The sequence below is a fragment of the Fibrella aquatica genome (genome assembly GCF_041321135.1).
Taxonomy (GTDB): Bacteria; Bacteroidota; Bacteroidia; order Cytophagales; family Spirosomataceae; genus Fibrella; species Fibrella aquatica.
Genome location: NZ_JBGGWF010000001.1, coordinates 890,184 through 906,473, shown reverse-complemented (window position 1 = coordinate 906,473; position 16,290 = coordinate 890,184). Strand labels below are relative to the sequence as shown.

At 52.9% G+C, this 16,290-nt stretch carries 11 protein-coding genes; all 11 read right to left on the bottom strand.

Features of this window, described 5'->3' with window-relative positions; genetic code table 11:
- Positions 1-16 precede the first annotated feature (16 nt).
- Entirely contained in the window at positions 17-3,115 is a 3,099-nt protein-coding gene (locus ACAW87_RS03405) for a sialate O-acetylesterase (RefSeq protein WP_370721738.1), read from the bottom strand.
- A gap of 326 nt (positions 3,116-3,441) precedes the next feature.
- A complete protein-coding gene (locus ACAW87_RS03400; RefSeq protein ID WP_370721737.1) occupies positions 3,442-3,732 on the bottom strand; it encodes a rhodanese-like domain-containing protein in 291 nt (96 codons plus the stop codon).
- 20 nt (positions 3,733-3,752) lie between these two features.
- A complete protein-coding gene (locus ACAW87_RS03395; protein ID WP_370721736.1) occupies positions 3,753-5,510 on the bottom strand; it encodes a T9SS type A sorting domain-containing protein in 1,758 nt (585 codons plus the stop codon).
- Positions 5,497-6,279: a PASTA domain-containing protein gene (locus ACAW87_RS03390; RefSeq protein WP_370721735.1), complete on the bottom strand. Its 783-nt coding sequence runs from the start codon at positions 6,277-6,279 to the stop codon at positions 5,497-5,499. Before ACAW87_RS03390 ends, ACAW87_RS03395 begins: the two co-directional genes overlap by 14 nt.
- A gap of 149 nt (positions 6,280-6,428) precedes the next feature.
- Positions 6,429-7,019, bottom strand: a complete 591-nt coding sequence (locus ACAW87_RS03385; protein WP_370721734.1) for a riboflavin synthase — start codon at positions 7,017-7,019, stop codon at positions 6,429-6,431.
- Between the two features lie 40 nt (positions 7,020-7,059).
- Positions 7,060-7,758, bottom strand: coding sequence for an L-ribulose-5-phosphate 4-epimerase (locus ACAW87_RS03380; protein WP_370721733.1), 699 nt, complete (start codon positions 7,756-7,758; stop codon positions 7,060-7,062).
- A gap of 122 nt (positions 7,759-7,880) precedes the next feature.
- Positions 7,881-9,422 (bottom strand): alpha-N-arabinofuranosidase, encoded by a 1,542-nt coding sequence (locus ACAW87_RS03375; RefSeq protein ID WP_370721732.1) that lies wholly within the window; start codon positions 9,420-9,422, stop codon positions 7,881-7,883.
- 113 nt (positions 9,423-9,535) lie between these two features.
- Positions 9,536-11,026, bottom strand: a complete 1,491-nt coding sequence (araA, locus tag ACAW87_RS03370; protein ID WP_370721731.1) for an L-arabinose isomerase — start codon at positions 11,024-11,026, stop codon at positions 9,536-9,538.
- A 132-nt stretch (positions 11,027-11,158) separates the two neighbouring features.
- On the bottom strand, positions 11,159-12,799 hold the full coding sequence (locus ACAW87_RS03365; RefSeq protein ID WP_370721730.1) for a ribulokinase: 1,641 nt from the start codon (positions 12,797-12,799) through the stop codon (positions 11,159-11,161).
- Between the two features lie 363 nt (positions 12,800-13,162).
- A complete protein-coding gene (locus ACAW87_RS03360) occupies positions 13,163-14,131 on the bottom strand; it encodes an arabinan endo-1,5-alpha-L-arabinosidase (RefSeq protein ID WP_370721729.1) in 969 nt (322 codons plus the stop codon).
- A 117-nt stretch (positions 14,132-14,248) separates the two neighbouring features.
- Entirely contained in the window at positions 14,249-16,255 is a 2,007-nt protein-coding gene (locus tag ACAW87_RS03355) for an alpha-L-arabinofuranosidase family protein (RefSeq protein WP_370721728.1), read from the bottom strand.
- Between the last annotated feature and the right edge of the window lie 35 nt (positions 16,256-16,290).

The following is a 16,290-nucleotide window of genomic DNA, read 5'->3' as shown; positions in this document are numbered from 1 at the left end:
CCTTGAACGTTGAACCCTAATTAACAACCAGTTTCTGAACCAGCGTATCGGCTCCACGGCGGATACGAATGAGATACATGCCGGTTGGGTAACCGGTCAGACTTACAGGAACCTGCGTGGCATTCACCAGCTGCTGTTCCAGCTTCACACTACCCTGCACATCCAACACTTGCAACAACCCACTGGTAGGGCTGGAAAGATGCACCGAAAACTGACCACCAGGAGCCGGGTTCGGCCACAGACTAACCGTTGTGGTAGGCTCAGAATCAACCGATAAGAGCACAAGTGTTGTTGCTTCAGCCAGCGCAGCCTCCGACTGTGTTTTGTTGCCGTAAGCTGTCAGCCGATACTGGTACGCCGTACTGGGAGTCAGTAAGGTATCGCGATAGGCGCTTTGTAATGCCTCCAGCCTAACGGTGTTTTCATAGCTGGTTGCCGTGGCCAGTTTACGCTCCAGCAAATAATGGGTCGCTTCGGGAACAGGAGCCCAGGACAGGGTCATCACATCGAATGAAGCAGGAGTCAGTAGCAGGTTAGGTGTAGCAAGTCGATTGGGTGTAACGGCGCTGACGCTGACAATGGGCGACTCGGTTTTATCACCAATGGCAATTATTCGGTACGTGTAGGTAGTACCGGGCGTTAGATTCGTATCACTGAACGCCACCACCTGAGCAGTAAACGTACCTACTTCCGTAGGCTCCTGGTTAGGCGAAACCCGCTCCAACTGGTAGGCAGTAGCATTCGATACAGGCGTCCACTTTATTTCCAGCGCATTGTTATACACCACAGTTAACGAGATAGTGGGCGTGTCCAGCAACGATGGCGTGGTAGCTGTAACGGTGGCAAACGGCGATTCGGTTCGGTCACCAACCGCCTTGATCTGGTACGTATAGGTGGTGCCGATCAGCAGATTGGTGTCTCGCAACATCATTACATCAGGCCCGAACGTACCTAATTTCTGAAAATCACCATCGGCCGTTTTGCGCGCCAATTCGTAGCTGACGGCGTTAGCAACAGCCTCCCATTTTACCGACAACGCATTATTGTAAAGCACATCCACGTCAATTTTCGGCAGGGCCAGAAAAGCAGGCGTCTGCACATTGGCCGTTGTATAGGGCGAATCAGCATACCGACCGGTAGCCTTTATGCGGTACACATACGAGCGGTTGTCACTTACCAGCCTGTCGATGAAGTTCAGCGTAGTTGCGCCCACACTCGTAACCGAAGTAAACGCTGTTTCGGTAGCCAAACGACGGTCAATTACGTACCCAAGCGCCTCGGCTACCGGTTGCCACGCGAGCGAAACCACATTGGCAAAGGTGGCCGCACCCTGCAAAACGGGCGCACTTGGTACCGCCGGAGTTTGGCCATCAACCTGATACCAGGCCGATTCGGTATTTTTGCCCAACGCTCTGATACGGAATGTATAGGCATTGTTAGTCAATAGCCCTTCGGCCAGGTATGTTAGTGTGCCGGCGGGAAGTTGCTTCAATGCCGTGAACGTACCCGACTTCGCTTCTTTCACTTCCAGCACATAGGCCGTTGCTTCAGCAACGGCATTCCAGCTAAGTTGCAGCGAGGAGGCCGACACAACGCCTACGGAAAGGATTGGTGCAGGTAATGGAGTAGGCTCATCCGGCCCGACAATGGTTTCTGTAATAGACAATTCGTAAAAAGACAGCGCCCGCATACCCCGCTTATTGGTGATATATGGTCCCCGATACGGAAAATTAGGGCCACCCGGATCAACCTTGGGGGGAAGATAAGTCAGTTTAGTCGCTGAAGATGGGTTTTTCAGCGTCAGTATAATCCGATTCCCCGCTGCTCTGCCACCCGTAACTTCCCCTTCGCGTCCGTCGATGTAAAAGACGTTTTTCAACAATACATTCTCAAACTGATCTGTCCAGGTCAACACCTGCCCGTCGTTGAATCGGAGGGTAATTTCAGTGCCGTCTTTTTTCGAAAAATAAGCCTGTTTAATAATGGGCGTATCAATATTGTCGGTGTCGGTTGCGCCATAGAAATCGCGGCCAACCAGGCGGGCTACTTCCTGCGCATTTTGTGCATAGCCTTCGTCGGAATAATGCAATCCATCGAAGCCAGCTGTCCCAATTGACGGAAGTACCTGAATATCTTGATACCGATTAGCCAACGATCGTTGTGCTTCGCGCACTAGTGGAGCCGCCGCTACAGCTGGATCTATGATATCGATCTGGTAAACGTAGAGTTGCTTTACGGATGGCAAATCTGTTTTCAGGTTTTTATAATAGGTGTCAAAGTTTCCGGGCCAGTTCACTCCTTCTCCATACGCCTCCGACTCGCCTTGCCTGTAAATCAAGGCCTTAACATGCTTATCGAGGCCACCTTTTTGCAATCTATACAACATTCGCCCGTATCCGTTGGTCAAATCAGCCGGATTACCGGGCGTGCGGGTAGCGTGGTGCGCCATCATCGACCAGTGAAAGGCAGCGTTGATAAGGCAGGTGGGAATACCGTATGTTGACAGAATAAACTCTTGAAATTCAAAACCAAACGTACCCACGTTCTGCTCCAGTAATGTCTGATTAGACAGGGCCCAGGCTGTATCTGCCGGATTAGAAGCCTCAACACCATACGTGCCGCTGGTTTTTCCGAACGTGCGACAAAATTCGTTGGTGCGCTTTTCCCGAAAAAAAGCCGACGCATTAGACTGGCCCGTCAGCACGTATACATCGCCCGATACTATGCTTGTTCGACTGACAACGTGTATGGAATCAGCTCCTTTTACCAGGTGAACGCTGACATCATACTGGGCTTTTTCGGCTCTGATCGTGATTGGGTCAACTGTAAATCGACCCTGTGCGCCTGCGTATTGAATGATGGCCCGCCTATAGCCAATGGCCTGCTTATTTCGGAATACCTGCACAGAAACGTACTGCCATCCCGCCTCGTTAACCCGACCGGCAATCGGAATCTGTGCTTCACTTTGCTCATTACGGGGGTACAGTTGGTAGTTCTGCGGCAATTTATCGAAGGCTATTACATTGATCTGCTGCGCCCATCCTGATGTACCAACGAAACAAAACAGAACAATACGAACCAACTGAACAACCGCAATACGTAGTTGTGCGGTCATTGATTGAGGAAGAATGAAGTAAAAGGATATGTCATAGTTGAGTGCATCATTTGTGAAAAAATGCTATAATTCGTTGCATTGACGGTAAGTACGGCATTTGGTTTCACCCGGATTACTACTAAGTACATCAACATTTCACCAGCCATTCACCCAACCAGCCAAAAATTAGCGAACGGTCCACAAATAGGCTCAATTAGTCCCGGTGGGCCTGTACTGATAACAAAAGACGGCTTCTCCAGTGATGAAGAAGCCGCCTGATGATGCCGATTTACGAATCAGCTACGTAGATCGTAAACTCGCTTTTGTACTACTTTAACAAACCTCTGTTACGCCCGGTAGGCCAACATACCACCCGTTACATTGCGTACATTGTTGAACCCGTTTTCTTCCAGAAACTGCTGAGCGCGCGCCGAACGGGCACCTGACCGGCAATGAACAATCACTTCTTCATCCTGTAAGCCATCGAGTTCATCGATACGGTAAGGCAGTTCGCCCAACGGGATAAGGGTAGCGCCTATATTATCTTCAGCGTACTCTTCGGGCTGCCGAACGTCAATGAGGTTGAGGGTTTCGCCTTTGTCGAGGCGTTCGCGGAGTTCCTGAACGGTAATATCCATAGCTTATGTGCGGGTTGCGTTTAATGTCTGATAATCAGTTTTCGGGTTTGCGGACGAGCCTGCGCATTGGTGAAACGAAGCAGGTAAAAACCGTCGGGTAAATGAGCCAGATCCGTGTGGGTCTGGGTAGGCAACAAAGGTAATGTCTGTACTGTTCGGCCGCTTATATCGAGCACATCGAGTTGTACCGCTCCGGCCAGCGAGCCCCCCCAATTGATAGGCCCCGGTGTTGGGTTTGGAAACAGCAGCGCGGCTACAGTCGGTTCGGTGGCGGTAATAACGGCCGGGCCGTTGTTCATGACCGGTCGTACCATCAGCGCCCCATCCTGATCGGTAACCCGATCCCACCGAGTGCCCAGGTTAACGAATAGCTTATCCCGAAACGGGCTGTTTCGGTCAAATCCCACCGGTATGGCCGGATCGTCGAGTTGCGAGAAGGCTACGTAAAACACCGTATCAGGTACGTTGACCGGGTTGGCGAAGATAAATTCGGTGAAACCATTGCGCTGAGCGGCATACGAAACTGAGAAAGGCTGTTGCAGAATGGGCTGATCGGCGGGTTGTCCGTTATTGTCGGCATACACGCCCAACAAAACGGTTTGCCCCTGCTGATTGCGTCGGGTAGGCGCAATATTCATACGTACTCCGCGCACGGCATCGGGCTGATTCAGCACAAACTTCACCGCTACCCGCCCCAATCGCTGATTGATCTGCTTCACGGTTTCGGCGGTTCCGTCGTCGTAGGCGTAATAATCGTCGAGCACGGTTGTGGCCGATAGGGTATCGTTGAGGGTCAGGTCCAGACCGGGTACGTCGGGGCTGCTGGCATCGGTGGTAATGAGGCTAAATGTTGTTCGCAACACGGCCCGGCCCGACAAACCGCCGGGCAAGCGAACGGGGAAGGCAAGCGGATTGCGCGATAACCCCAGCGCGTTGATTGGATTGGCTAGAATCGACTCCTGAAGCAATCGTCCCGACACCTGATCCCGAACACTGAATCGGCTGTTAATGGGGATGAACTCGGTGAAGAGGTTTGTAAAATCGCTTCTGACCGTATCGGTTACTTCGCGTGCCTGATTGGCCAGAAACTGCCCCAATGGCATGGCTGTATAACGGCGCAACAGAGGCGTAACAGGCTGACGCATCGCCCGATCACGCAGGGGAATATTGATGGCCGTACGGTTTTGATTCAGATACACATAATCGATATGCCACGAATCGAACATACCCGACTGCCTGCCCCGGCTCCGAAATCGAAACTGAAAGGCTGGATGAAAAAAGACCGGATTAGTAAGTTGGGTTAATTGAAAGGCATAATTATTATCAATCACGCCGCCCCCCTGCGTCCATACCTTTCGCCAGTTGCCGTCATTTCCCAAAAACTCAAGACTGAGCGAATCGGTAGCATCCGGCAGTTCACCCAAACCGCGCCGCTGCCAGTAAAAGCTTAGATATACCCCATTGCCAACGGTCAGCCCACCCAAATTGATAGGCAGCGACGTCAGTGTGTCTGTGCCACCCTCCGCATTTTCGTCGGTCAGATTGTAGGGCATTCCGCTGGCACGAAGACCATCGAACGTGGCGATGTTGACTGATGGCTGATTGATAGTCAGCGTATTGTTAATGTACACGCCACTCCCAGCCACCCAACGGGTTGGCGAAGGCGTTTGCCGGGCGGTTGAGAAATCGTCGAAGAAAGGTAGTGTCAGCGACTGCGCCAGCGCTATTTGCCCCGACAGCAGGCTCATCACCACAAGAAATAACTTACTGATTTTCATCAACATCGCTTGATACCGGCCCCACGACCCACACGTCGACAGATTGCCCTACGCGGATACGCTCACCTGCTTTGGGTTTCTGTTTAATCACCGTGCCTACTTCCTGCTCAGGATCATCGACCGGTACGCGAACGCCTACCCGCAAACCTGAGCCCTGAATGGCAGTTACCGCTTCGTCGAAAGGTTGCCCCACCACATCAGGTGCCGGGAAAAATACATTCCCTTCGCCATCGCCAATGATCAGATCAACTTTCGTGCCTTTGGCAATGGGCGAACCCGCTTTAATTTCCTGTCCGTTGGCATACTGCCGCAACACCTTGTTTTTGCCCAGATCCGGCTCATACGTCAAATCGCCCATCACCAGGCCCATCGACCGCATCAGCAGTTCGGCCGTACGCAGTGTCTGATCAACAAGATTGGGCATCACCACCGTTGGCGCGGTTCGTTTGATCACCGTCAGGTAGATCTTACGCCCCTCTTTCACGTTGGAACCCGGCGTTGGATACTGCGCAAAAACCGATAGGGGTACTCCCCCGGCCACGAACGTGCAATCGCTCACCTCGTAGCGTAGCTTGCGGTCTTCGAGGTAGTTTTCAAGCTCGTCCAGGCTCATATGCTTCAGGTCTGGCACCGTAATGGTCTGACCGTGATTGGTCGAGAAGGGCAGGTAAACAAAGAAGAAGGTCAGCACCAACACAGCCGTAAAGGCTATAATGAGGCCAATATGAACATACAGGTCGGTGCGGGAACGGGTACTCAGTTTCGTCATGCGGTAAAAATAAGGGAAAGTAGTTTAGTGTTTGACGTTTCGGGTTTGATCGGTCCGCCGGTGCGGTTGCGCCGCTAACTAACGTAACAGTGAATCTGCAACGCAACCGCACCGGCGGACCGATCAAACCCAAAACAGCAAACACTAAACTACTTGTACGCGGCCAGCATCTTTTTGATGTATTTGCCTACAACGTCGAACTCCAGATTAACGACATCGCCGGGCTTCAAATTGCGGAAGGTCGTGTGTTCGTACGTGTACGGAATGATGGTGACCCGAAAACCATCATCGTGCGAATCAAAAACGGTGAGACTCACGCCATTAATGCAGATGGATCCTTTTTCGACAGTGATGTTCCCTACGCCGGGATCATACTGAAAATCATACAGCCAGCTTCCGTTCTGATCCTGTACGCTGATGCATGTACCGGTTTGGTCAACGTGACCCTGCACAATGTGACCGTCGAAGCGGCCTGTGGCGGGCATACACCGTTCGAGGTTTACCGAATCGCCCACAGTAAGGTGGCCCAGATTGGTTTTTTTCAGCGTCTCATCGACTGCCGTTACGCTATACGCATCTCCGGATAAGCCGGTCACCGTCAGGCAAACGCCGTTGTGGCTCACACTCTGATCAATCTTCAGTTCGTTGGTAAGCGATGATTCAATATGAAACGTCAGGTTGGTTCCTTCGGCGTCGATGGCGGTTACCCGGCCGGTAGTTTCTACAATGCCCGTAAACATGGGGAGGGGGATGATTGGATTGGTTGACTTAACTACCAGATCAACACCCCTGCCCATAGTAGGCGTTCACTCCGTGTTTCCGTTCATAATGCTTCATGCGAAGCGTGTCTTTCAGGCGGGGCGTGTTGGGATTGATCTGAAGGGTAAGGTACGCCATGCGCGCCAATTCTTCGAGCACAGCAGCGTTATACACCGCCTTTTCAGCGTTTTTCCCCCAGGTGAACGGACCGTGGTTCTGCAACAGCACCATCTCCATCTCCTTGTGAGTCAGCCCTTTTTCGGCAAACACGCCAAAAATCTGATTGCCGGTTTCGTGCTCGTAATCACCCTCGATCATCTCGTCGGTGAGGGCAGGGGCGCAGGGAATATCGCGGTGCGTGTGATCGGCGTGGGTGGTTCCAAAGATCGGAATATCCATACCAGCTTGTGCCCAGGCTACGGCGTGGGTGCTGTGTGTGTGTACAATACCGCCAATATCGTCCCAGGTTTTGTAGAGCAACGCGTGCGTTTTCGTATCCGACGACGGGCGGAACGTACCTGACACCACCTTCGCGTCGTAATCGCAGATCACGATATCGGCAGGCGTTAGCTTGGCGTAATCAACGCCGCTTGGTTTGATGGCGAACACCGCCCGGTCACGATCGACCGCGCTGACGTTACCAAACGTGAAGAGCACCAACCCCAGCTTCGGCAGCTGCATGTTGGCCTCGTAACATTCTTCTTGTAGGGATTTGTACATGATTTTAGAGGGAGGAAAGGGAAGAAAGGGAGGAGGGGGAAGAAAGGGAAGAGAGGATAGTATTTTATGCGTACATCCCTTTATTCCCTTTCCTCCCCCTCTTCCCCTTCCTCCCCCTTCTTTTACATTTCTAACACAACCACCGACACCGCTGGCAGGGTGACGGTTAATTCGTCGCCGTTTAGTTTGGCTCCGTTAAAAGCAACGGGCTTCACTTTTGTCGAATTCTCAAACGTGTTGTGATCCTGCACTTTAGCCGACGTCAATACGCGCCCGGTTACGGCTTTGGCAGTCAGGCCCTTCAGGCTTACCGTCACTTCCTGTGGCTTGTTCGGGTTCAGGTTCACCAGCGATATGTGAATTTTACCTGCTTTGTCGCGAGAAGCTGAGGCCGATACCGCGGGCAGTTTGTCTTTACCCACTTCGTAGTCATCTGACTTAATATCGATTGGCAACAGCGTGGCGTCCTGGTGTACGTTATACATTTCCAGTACGTGATAGGTCGGCGTCAAAATGAGCTTCTCTCCTTTCGTCAAAATCACGGCCTGGAGCACGTTGATTGCCTGCGCCAGGTTCGCCATACGTACCCGCTCGGCGTGTTTGTGGAAGATATTCAGCGTAGCCCCCGCCAGAATCGCGTCGCGCATGGTGTTTTGCTGGTACAGGAAACCCGGATTAGTACCCGGCTCTACTTCGTACCACGAGCCCCATTCGTCAACCACCAGCGCTACTTTTTTCTGGGGATCGTACTTGTCCATGATGGCCGAGTGCTTCTGGATGTATTCATCCATTTTCATAGCCTGCTGCATGGTACGGAAATACGTCGCTTCGTTAAAATCGGTAGCAGATCCTTTCACGCCAGGATCCCAGCCAAATGTCGAGTAGTGGTGCATGGCCAACCCTTCCACCATATTGACCGGAATGTTTTTCATCAGCGTTTCCGTCCAGTTGAAGTCGTCGGAGCTGGCTCCCGAGGCAATGCGGAAGATCTTTTCCTTGCCCACCTGCGGGTTCATGAACGTGCTGTACTGCCGATAAATGTTGGCGTAGTACTCTGGTTTCATGTTACCGCCGCAACCCCAGGCTTCGTTACCAACACCCCAGTATTTCACGTTCCAGGGGGTAGCGCGGCCGTTCTGCTGCCGCAGGTTAGACATCGGACTGTTTTTCTCGAAGTTGACGTACTGCACCCATTCGGTCAGGTCCTGCACGGTGCCGCTGCCTACGTTACCGGCCAGATAGGGTTCGGTGCCCAGCAATTCGCACATGTTCAGGAAATCGTGCGTACCGAAGCTGTTGTTCTCCGTTACGCCGCCCCACCAGGTGTTCACAATCGATGGCCGTTTGGCTTTCGGACCAATGCCATCTTTCCAGTGATAAGTATCGGCAAAGCAACCGCCCGGCCAGCGCAGGTTCGGGATTTTCATCTTCTTCAAGGCATTGACCACATCGAGACGTACCCCGTTCTTGTTCGGGATCGTCTTGTTGTTTTCGCCTACGTAGAAGCCATCGTAGATACAACGGCCCAAATGCTCAGCAAAGTGGCCATAAATGTGCTTGTTGATGATCGTCTTGCCATCACCGGCATTGACCGTCACCTTGTTCTGCGCCGCTAAAAGTATGGGCAGGCACAAGGCAGAAAGGGTAAAGAGTTGTTTTTTCATGTAATGTTTGGGGAATAGCTTCGTTGTGTTGCTTCGCGCTGTAGTGGGCTTACGCCTAGTCGAAGGGCTATGCGTAAGCCCACTACAGCGCGAAGCAACACAAAGCAACGTACCTACCGGAAATAGCTTTCGCTCCAGCGGAGTTCGTTTTTGAGTTGACGTAGGTTTGTATCACCGTCGATAACCACGAGTTCGACGCCGAAGATGTCGGCGAAGTCTTCGATCTGTTCAGTGCTCAGGTTCTGGCTGAATACCGTATGGTGAGCCCCCCCGGCCAGAATCCAGGCGGCACAGCCGGTGGCCATATCGGGCTTGGGTTTCCAGAGCGCACGGGCAACGGGCAGTTTAGGCAACGCCTCGGTAACTTCCACGGCGTCTACTTCATTGACCAGCATTCGGAACCGATTTCCCATGTCGATCAGCGACACGTTGATAGCGGGGCCAGCGGGTGCGTTGAACACCAGACGAACTGGATCAGCTTTACCACCGATGCCCAGCGGATGAATCTCGCAGGTAGGCTTACCTACCGCAATACTGGGGCAGATTTCGAGCATGTGTGAACCTAACACCAGCGGATTCGACGGATCGAAATGGTAGGTGTAATCTTCCATGAACGAGTTACCTCCTGGCAAACCGGCGGCCATTACTTTCATCACCCGCACCATCGCCGACGTTTTCCAGTCGCCCTCGCCACCAAAACCGTACCCCTCGGCCATCAAACGCTGCGACGCAATACCGGGAAGCTGTTTCATGCCGTGCAAATCTTCGAACGTATCGGTGTAAGCGCCGAAACCACCATCCTGCAAAAACGCGCGCAATCCAATCTCGATTTTGGCCGCGTCGCGCAGTGACTCGTGCTGAGCACCACCTTTCAACAGCGAGTTCATCAGCGTGTAGCTGTCGGCGTACTCAGTGACCAACTGATCAATTTCGGCATCGGTCACTTGATTGGTCACCGCCACCAGATCGCCAATACCGTGTGTGTTGACCGACATACCAAACGTCATTTCGGCCGACACTTTATCGCCATCGGTTACGGCTACCTGCCGCATGTTGTCGCCAAAACGAACTACTTTCAGCGTCTTCAGTTCATGCGCACCAACGGCTACCCGAGCCCATGATCCGATTTTCTGAACCACGGCGTCTTCCTGCCAGAAACCAACCACGATTTTACGGTTCAACCGCATCCGAGACATGATGAAGCCAAACTCCCGGTCGCCATGCGCCGATTGATTGAGGTTCATAAAGTCCATGTCGATGTTACCCCACGGAATATCGCGGTTGAACTGCGTGTGCAGGTGCAACAGCGGTTTTTTCAGGATGGTCAAACCCCGAATCCACATTTTAGCGGGCGAGAACGTGTGCATCCAGGTCACGATGCCTACGCAGTTTGGCGCGACATTGGCCTCCTGACAAATGGCGTAAATCTCGTCGGGCGTTTTCACTACGGGTTTGAACACGACACGCACCGGCATAGCCGCGGCTCTGTCGAGAAATTCGGCGATGACCTGCGAATGGGCATCTACCTGCCGCAGGGTTTCTTCCCCGTATAAATGTTGGCTACCAGTAACGAACCAAACTTCGAACTGTTTCAGATTAAGCATTGATAATGAGTATTGTAGAATGAAAAATTCTTAAACGTAACACAGGCTTCAGCCTGTTTAGTCGTGCGTCAGCAATAGCGTAATGAATAGTCTCTTATTGCTGACGCATCACTAAACAGGCTGAAGCCTGTGTTACACAGGTACGTTCTCGACGAACGCGCCGAGGGTCAGGTATTTCTGATAAAGGGCTTCGTAGATAGCGACCTTATCGGGGCGGGGAGCATACGACGCGTCGAAACCAGAGCCCATCGCCTGTTGCGCTTCCGATAACGTTGGATGCACACCCGCTGCTACGGCCGCACACATAGCCGCACCAAGGGCACAGGCCTGGTCAGACTGCGCGACCTGAATGGGTTTGTTCAGTACGTCGGCCAGGGTTTGCATCACGAACGGTGATTTCTTGGCCACACCACCGATAGCGATTACTTTTTTGATCTGAACGCCCTCCTGAATAAACCGATCGACGATGCTGCGCGACCCGAAAGCCGTGGCCTCAACCAGCGCTTTGAACACCTGTGCGGCGTCGGTACCCAGGTTCAGTCCCGAAATAGCGGCTTTCAGCGTGTGGTTCGCATCCGGCGTGCGGCGGCCGTTAATCCAGTCTAGAGCGATGATATCGTTTGGTGTGACGGGCAGCTGAGCCGCCTGATCTGACAGGTGCGGAATCAGCTTGCTCATCATCGTGTCGGCGGCTTCATTGCCCAGCAGATCGCGAACCGGTCCGGTCAGTAAACGAGCGAACCAGGCGTAGAGGTCACCAAAAGCCGACTGCCCCGCTTCCATGCCGAGCATCCCCGGCGCTACCGAGCCATCGACCTGACCGCAGATACCCCGGATTAAGCGATGGCCGATTTCGTCGTTCGGAGCCATCAGAATATCGCAGGTCGACGTACCCATGATGCGCACAAACGTGTACGGCTCAATCTCGGCACCGACAGCGCCCATGTGTGCATCGAAGGCGCCAACGCCAATTACGACGTCAGTTGACAGGCCCAGCTTTTCCGCCCACTCAGCCGACAAATTACCCATGGCTTCATCAGCGGTGTAGGTATCGGTGAACAGACGGTCGCGAAGACCTGCCAGTAAAGGATCAAGTTTAGTTAGGAATTCATCAGACGGAAGCCCGTCAAATTCACTGTGCCAGAGCGCTTTGTGGCCCGCCGCGCAACGTGACCGGCGCAGGGTCAGCGGATCGGTATTGCCCGTCAAGACTGCCGATGCCCAATCGCAGTGTTCGACCCACGAGAAGGCGTGCTCACGTACCTGCTCGTCGACGCGCAACGTCCGCAGCATCTTGGCCCAATACCATTCCGACGAGTAAATGCCGCCGACGTATTTGGTGTAATCGGTGTCCCAGTGATGAGCCAGGTTATTAATTTCTTCGGCTTCAGCGTTGGCAGTATGGTCTTTCCAGAGAATGAACATCCCGTTGGGGTTTTCCGAAAAATCTGGACGAAGGGCCAATGGCAGGCCGGTTTTATCAACGGCAACGGGCGTCGAGCCGGTGGTATCAACCGAGATACCAACCACCTGCGCACGTACCTCGTCGGGTGCCTGCGCTAACGCGCCCTTGATCGATGCTTCTAACCCTTCGAGGTAATCGAGCGGGTGCTGCCGAAACTGCGACTGAGCGGGGTTGCAATATAGGCCCTGCTTCCAGCGGACATACTCATGCACGTGGGTGCCAGCGGCTTCCCCTGTCTGGGCATTGACCAGTAACGCACGTACCGAATCGGTACCAAAATCGACGCCAATGACGTACTGACTTTTCATATTGAGTTTATTCGTTCTGAACGAGTTAAGGGGGTAAATTTTCGGTCAACATACTGTTTTACGAGCTGTGTTGCTGACGCGTTGTGAGCTTCGCGAGTCGTGCCCTTCGACAGGCTCAGGGTGACAATACACATCCTGCATTTGAATGACGAACTTGAGTGAGATTGTCACCCTGAGCCTGTCGAAGGGCACGACTCGCGAAGCTCACAACTGTACTACACTCTTCAAAGAACCCCGCTCCATCCTTCTAACCATAACGTGTAGTTCATACACGATTAAAGGCAATAAGAGGCAGTTCTTAAAAAGTGTCAATTTGACACAATATTACAAACGATCAATTTATCCCCGATACGGTCGGGTCAATTATTCTTCCAGAATCGGCCAGCCTTTGCGGAATTTGAGCTGACGGAATGCCAGTTTTGAACGGCCTTTATCCTCCGCGTCATAGTAGTGGATCGACACTATATTCTTCCCCCCTTCGCGAAGTAGACCAACGTGACCGGGGCCAATGTATTTCCCGTCGGTACGCAGTACAATTGTGCCTCCCCCAGCGGTCAGATCCCGGCCAGTTTGGTCAACAAATGGCCCTAACGGGTTTTCTGATCGACCAACCACAATGTAATAGGTACTATTTAACCCCTTGCAGCACAGCCCGTTGTTCACGAATAGATAGTAGTAATTTCCTTCTTTAACGATCGTGGCGGCTTCCCAGTCTGACTCGCGCCCACCGGCTACACGCTTTATTGGGGTTTTAGTTTTCCCGGTCAGCGTGTCGATTTCAGCGGCGCCGATGCCGCCGTGAAACGAGCCATATACGAAGTAAACCCGTCCGTCAGTATCGCGCATCAGACCGGGGTCGATGGCGTTGAAATCGGCGCGTACCTTCGATTTAACCACCATTCCCTGATCGTCCCACTTGTAATTTGGCGAAGCAGGGTCGAGTGTGGGCGACGTGGTTACACCGATGGCCGAGGTAGGCGCGCCAAACGACGAGCAGGAATAATAGAGGTAGTATTTGCCGTTCATCCGAATGCAATCGGGTGCCCAGAAGTGACCTTTGAAATTGGTGACCGTAGAATCAATCCACTTCGGCCAGGTACCCCGCTCGAAAATCGGCTTCTCCACATTCCAGGTTTTGAGGTCGGGGGAGCTGACCGCCTGAATGCCGTTTCCTGTGGCGAAGTACCAGTACTTCCCGTTCTCTCTTTGCACCGTACTGGGGTCATGGGTAGCGATGCCAGTTCCCGAAGTTGGGCCTTGACCCTGAGCGTAGCTGGGTACGTTGCTGGCAAGGGCTAGTAGTAGGCTAACAAGCGCTTTTTTGTTGAGCATGGGGTTGAAGAGTACGTTGGTTGAGATCTGGTATTGCGGCTTCGCGAGCTAGGTTGCTGACGCTTGGCCCTTCGACTAGGCGTCAGCAACCTTAAGCATTAAGCCAATCGTCGACGTTTACTGCATCGCCTTGATGCGCACCACCGAAAACGACTTTGGTCCCAACGTCATGGTTACGTTTTTCTTCTTCGCGTCCACAGCAATTGTCTGCTCCACAGGGCTGACGTTGGTGGCGTTTTCGAAGGAGTTCACGGCGTTCAGGTTGTCGTTTTTCAGCAGAAAAAGCGTGCCTTTGGCGTCCAGTTTCTTCGTGCCGTCGAGCTGAATCTGACGTATTTGTGCTTTATCGGATACATTCGCCACTTTCAGAATGATCTCGTTCGTGGCCTTGTCCCAGGCGGCTGAGGCGTAGAGGCTATCCTGACCAGCCAGCGGTTCGTTATTCTGCGTCATGTTCAAAACGTGCGTGCCTTTGTTGACCGAATAGAGCTTTTGTACGAAGTAATTCGGCGTTCCGTATACGCGCAGATTATCGACCCAGATCAGGTCGGGGGTCCACTGCCAGGCGTCGGCGTTGGCGAAGAGGGGCGCGTACGAGGCCATTTGCACTACCTGCGCATTCCGTTCCAGACCCGTCATGAAAGCAGCTTCGTTGAGGGCGCAGAGCCAGTTGTTTTTGTTGTTAACACTCACCGTTTTGTCGCTCTGCGCGGCCCATTCGCCCGCAAAAATCTTCGATCCATTTCGTGGGTACGTGTCGTAGCGTTTTGCATTTTGCAGAAACCACTCTGGCCGACGATAGTAATGCTCGTCGATTAGGTCGGCGTTCATAGCGCGGAGTTTTCCGTTTAGGAAGTCGAATCGTTCGCCGTCGGGGTCGGTACCGGAGCTGCATACCAGCCGGATATTCGGATATTTCGCTTTAATCGCTTTCTGGAAAACGGCTAACCGCTCAATGTACTGCGGCCCCCAGTTTTCATTGCCCACACCCAACACTTTCAGGTTAAACGGTTTCGGATGGCCCAGCTCGGCCCGCACTTTTCCCCATTTCGTGTTCACATCGGCATTGGCAAACTCGATCAGGTCAATGGCATCCTGTACATACGGATCAATCTGGTCCATGGGCACCAGTTCGGCGGTGTTGAACTGGCAGGCCATGCCACAGTTCAGAATGGGCAGGGGCTCGGCACCAATGTCTTCACAGAGCTGGAAATATTCGAGGAAACCCAGGCCGAACGTCTGGAAATAGTCGGGTGTTGGGCGATGGCCAAACTCAAAATTCCAGCGATTAATAACCAGTTGACGGTCTTCGGGTGGGCCCAGCGTTTTCTTCCACTGATACCGCTGCGTGAGGTCGTGCCCTTCTACAATGCATCCACCGGGAAACCGCACGAAACCGGGCTTCATGTCTGCCAGCATTTGAATCATGTCGGCACGCATACCACCGGGGCGACCTTTCCAGGTATCTTCCGGAAAGAGCGAAATCATGTCGAGGTCAACCACGCCGGTGCCTTCAAACCAAACCTTCAGTTTGCCCTTGGGCTCGGTAGCAGTCGATTTAAAACTGATCTGCTGTTTGTGCCATTGACCATCCGTTTTTTCGGGCGCCAACGTACCTGAACCAACCGGTTCGCCTTTAGCATTCAGCAGGTCGGCATGAATTTTTACATTGCCCGACTGCACCCGGTACATCAGGGCAAAATCGTAGCGCAGACCGTTTTTGATACCCATACCCCGAAACCCTTCGTTGATCATTTCCAGATCACCGCTGTTGGCCCCGTTGGCAGCTATCCGGATATAACGCGGATTACTGCTCTGCGTCTCCGACAACGTACCTGGCGCGGCCCGGTTCTGCACCAGAACGTCGCCTTCGGTGCGCTTCTTACCCCGTACATTCCAGCCCATCAGCGGCTTAAAAAACTCGAACGAGCGGTTTTTAACCATTTCGGCGTAGATACCGCCGTCGGCCCCAAAGTTGATATCTTCAAAGAAAACGCCCCACATCGTGGGTTGAATCTCGGCCACTGGTTGGCCCACATTCACGCGTACAACGGGCGCAGGTTGGGCGTGAGCAAGGCTGGCAGTGAGTACGAGTAAGCTGGTGGTTCTGGTAAAAAAATTCATAGGTTGGAAAGTTGTGTTTTGGGGGAGGGCCTAGC

Coding starts and splice junctions, on each gene's coding strand:
- ACAW87_RS03380 (WP_370721733.1), bottom strand. CDS start 7,758: ATGTACAAATCCCTACAAGAAGAATGTTACGAGGCCAACATGCAGCTG.
- ACAW87_RS03395 (WP_370721736.1), bottom strand. CDS start 5,510: ATGAAAATCAGTAAGTTATTTCTTGTGGTGATGAGCCTGCTGTCGGGG.
- ACAW87_RS03375 (WP_370721732.1), bottom strand. CDS start 9,422: ATGAAAAAACAACTCTTTACCCTTTCTGCCTTGTGCCTGCCCATACTT.
- ACAW87_RS03360 (WP_370721729.1), bottom strand. CDS start 14,131: ATGCTCAACAAAAAAGCGCTTGTTAGCCTACTACTAGCCCTTGCCAGC.
- ACAW87_RS03390 (WP_370721735.1), bottom strand. CDS start 6,279: ATGACGAAACTGAGTACCCGTTCCCGCACCGACCTGTATGTTCATATT.
- ACAW87_RS03365 (WP_370721730.1), bottom strand. CDS start 12,799: ATGAAAAGTCAGTACGTCATTGGCGTCGATTTTGGTACCGATTCGGTA.
- ACAW87_RS03400 (WP_370721737.1), bottom strand. CDS start 3,732: ATGGATATTACCGTTCAGGAACTCCGCGAACGCCTCGACAAAGGCGAA.
- ACAW87_RS03355 (WP_370721728.1), bottom strand. CDS start 16,255: ATGAATTTTTTTACCAGAACCACCAGCTTACTCGTACTCACTGCCAGC.
- ACAW87_RS03385 (WP_370721734.1), bottom strand. CDS start 7,019: ATGTTTACGGGCATTGTAGAAACTACCGGCCGGGTAACCGCCATCGAC.
- araA (WP_370721731.1), bottom strand. CDS start 11,026: ATGCTTAATCTGAAACAGTTCGAAGTTTGGTTCGTTACTGGTAGCCAA.
- ACAW87_RS03405 (WP_370721738.1), bottom strand. CDS start 3,115: ATGACCGCACAACTACGTATTGCGGTTGTTCAGTTGGTTCGTATTGTT.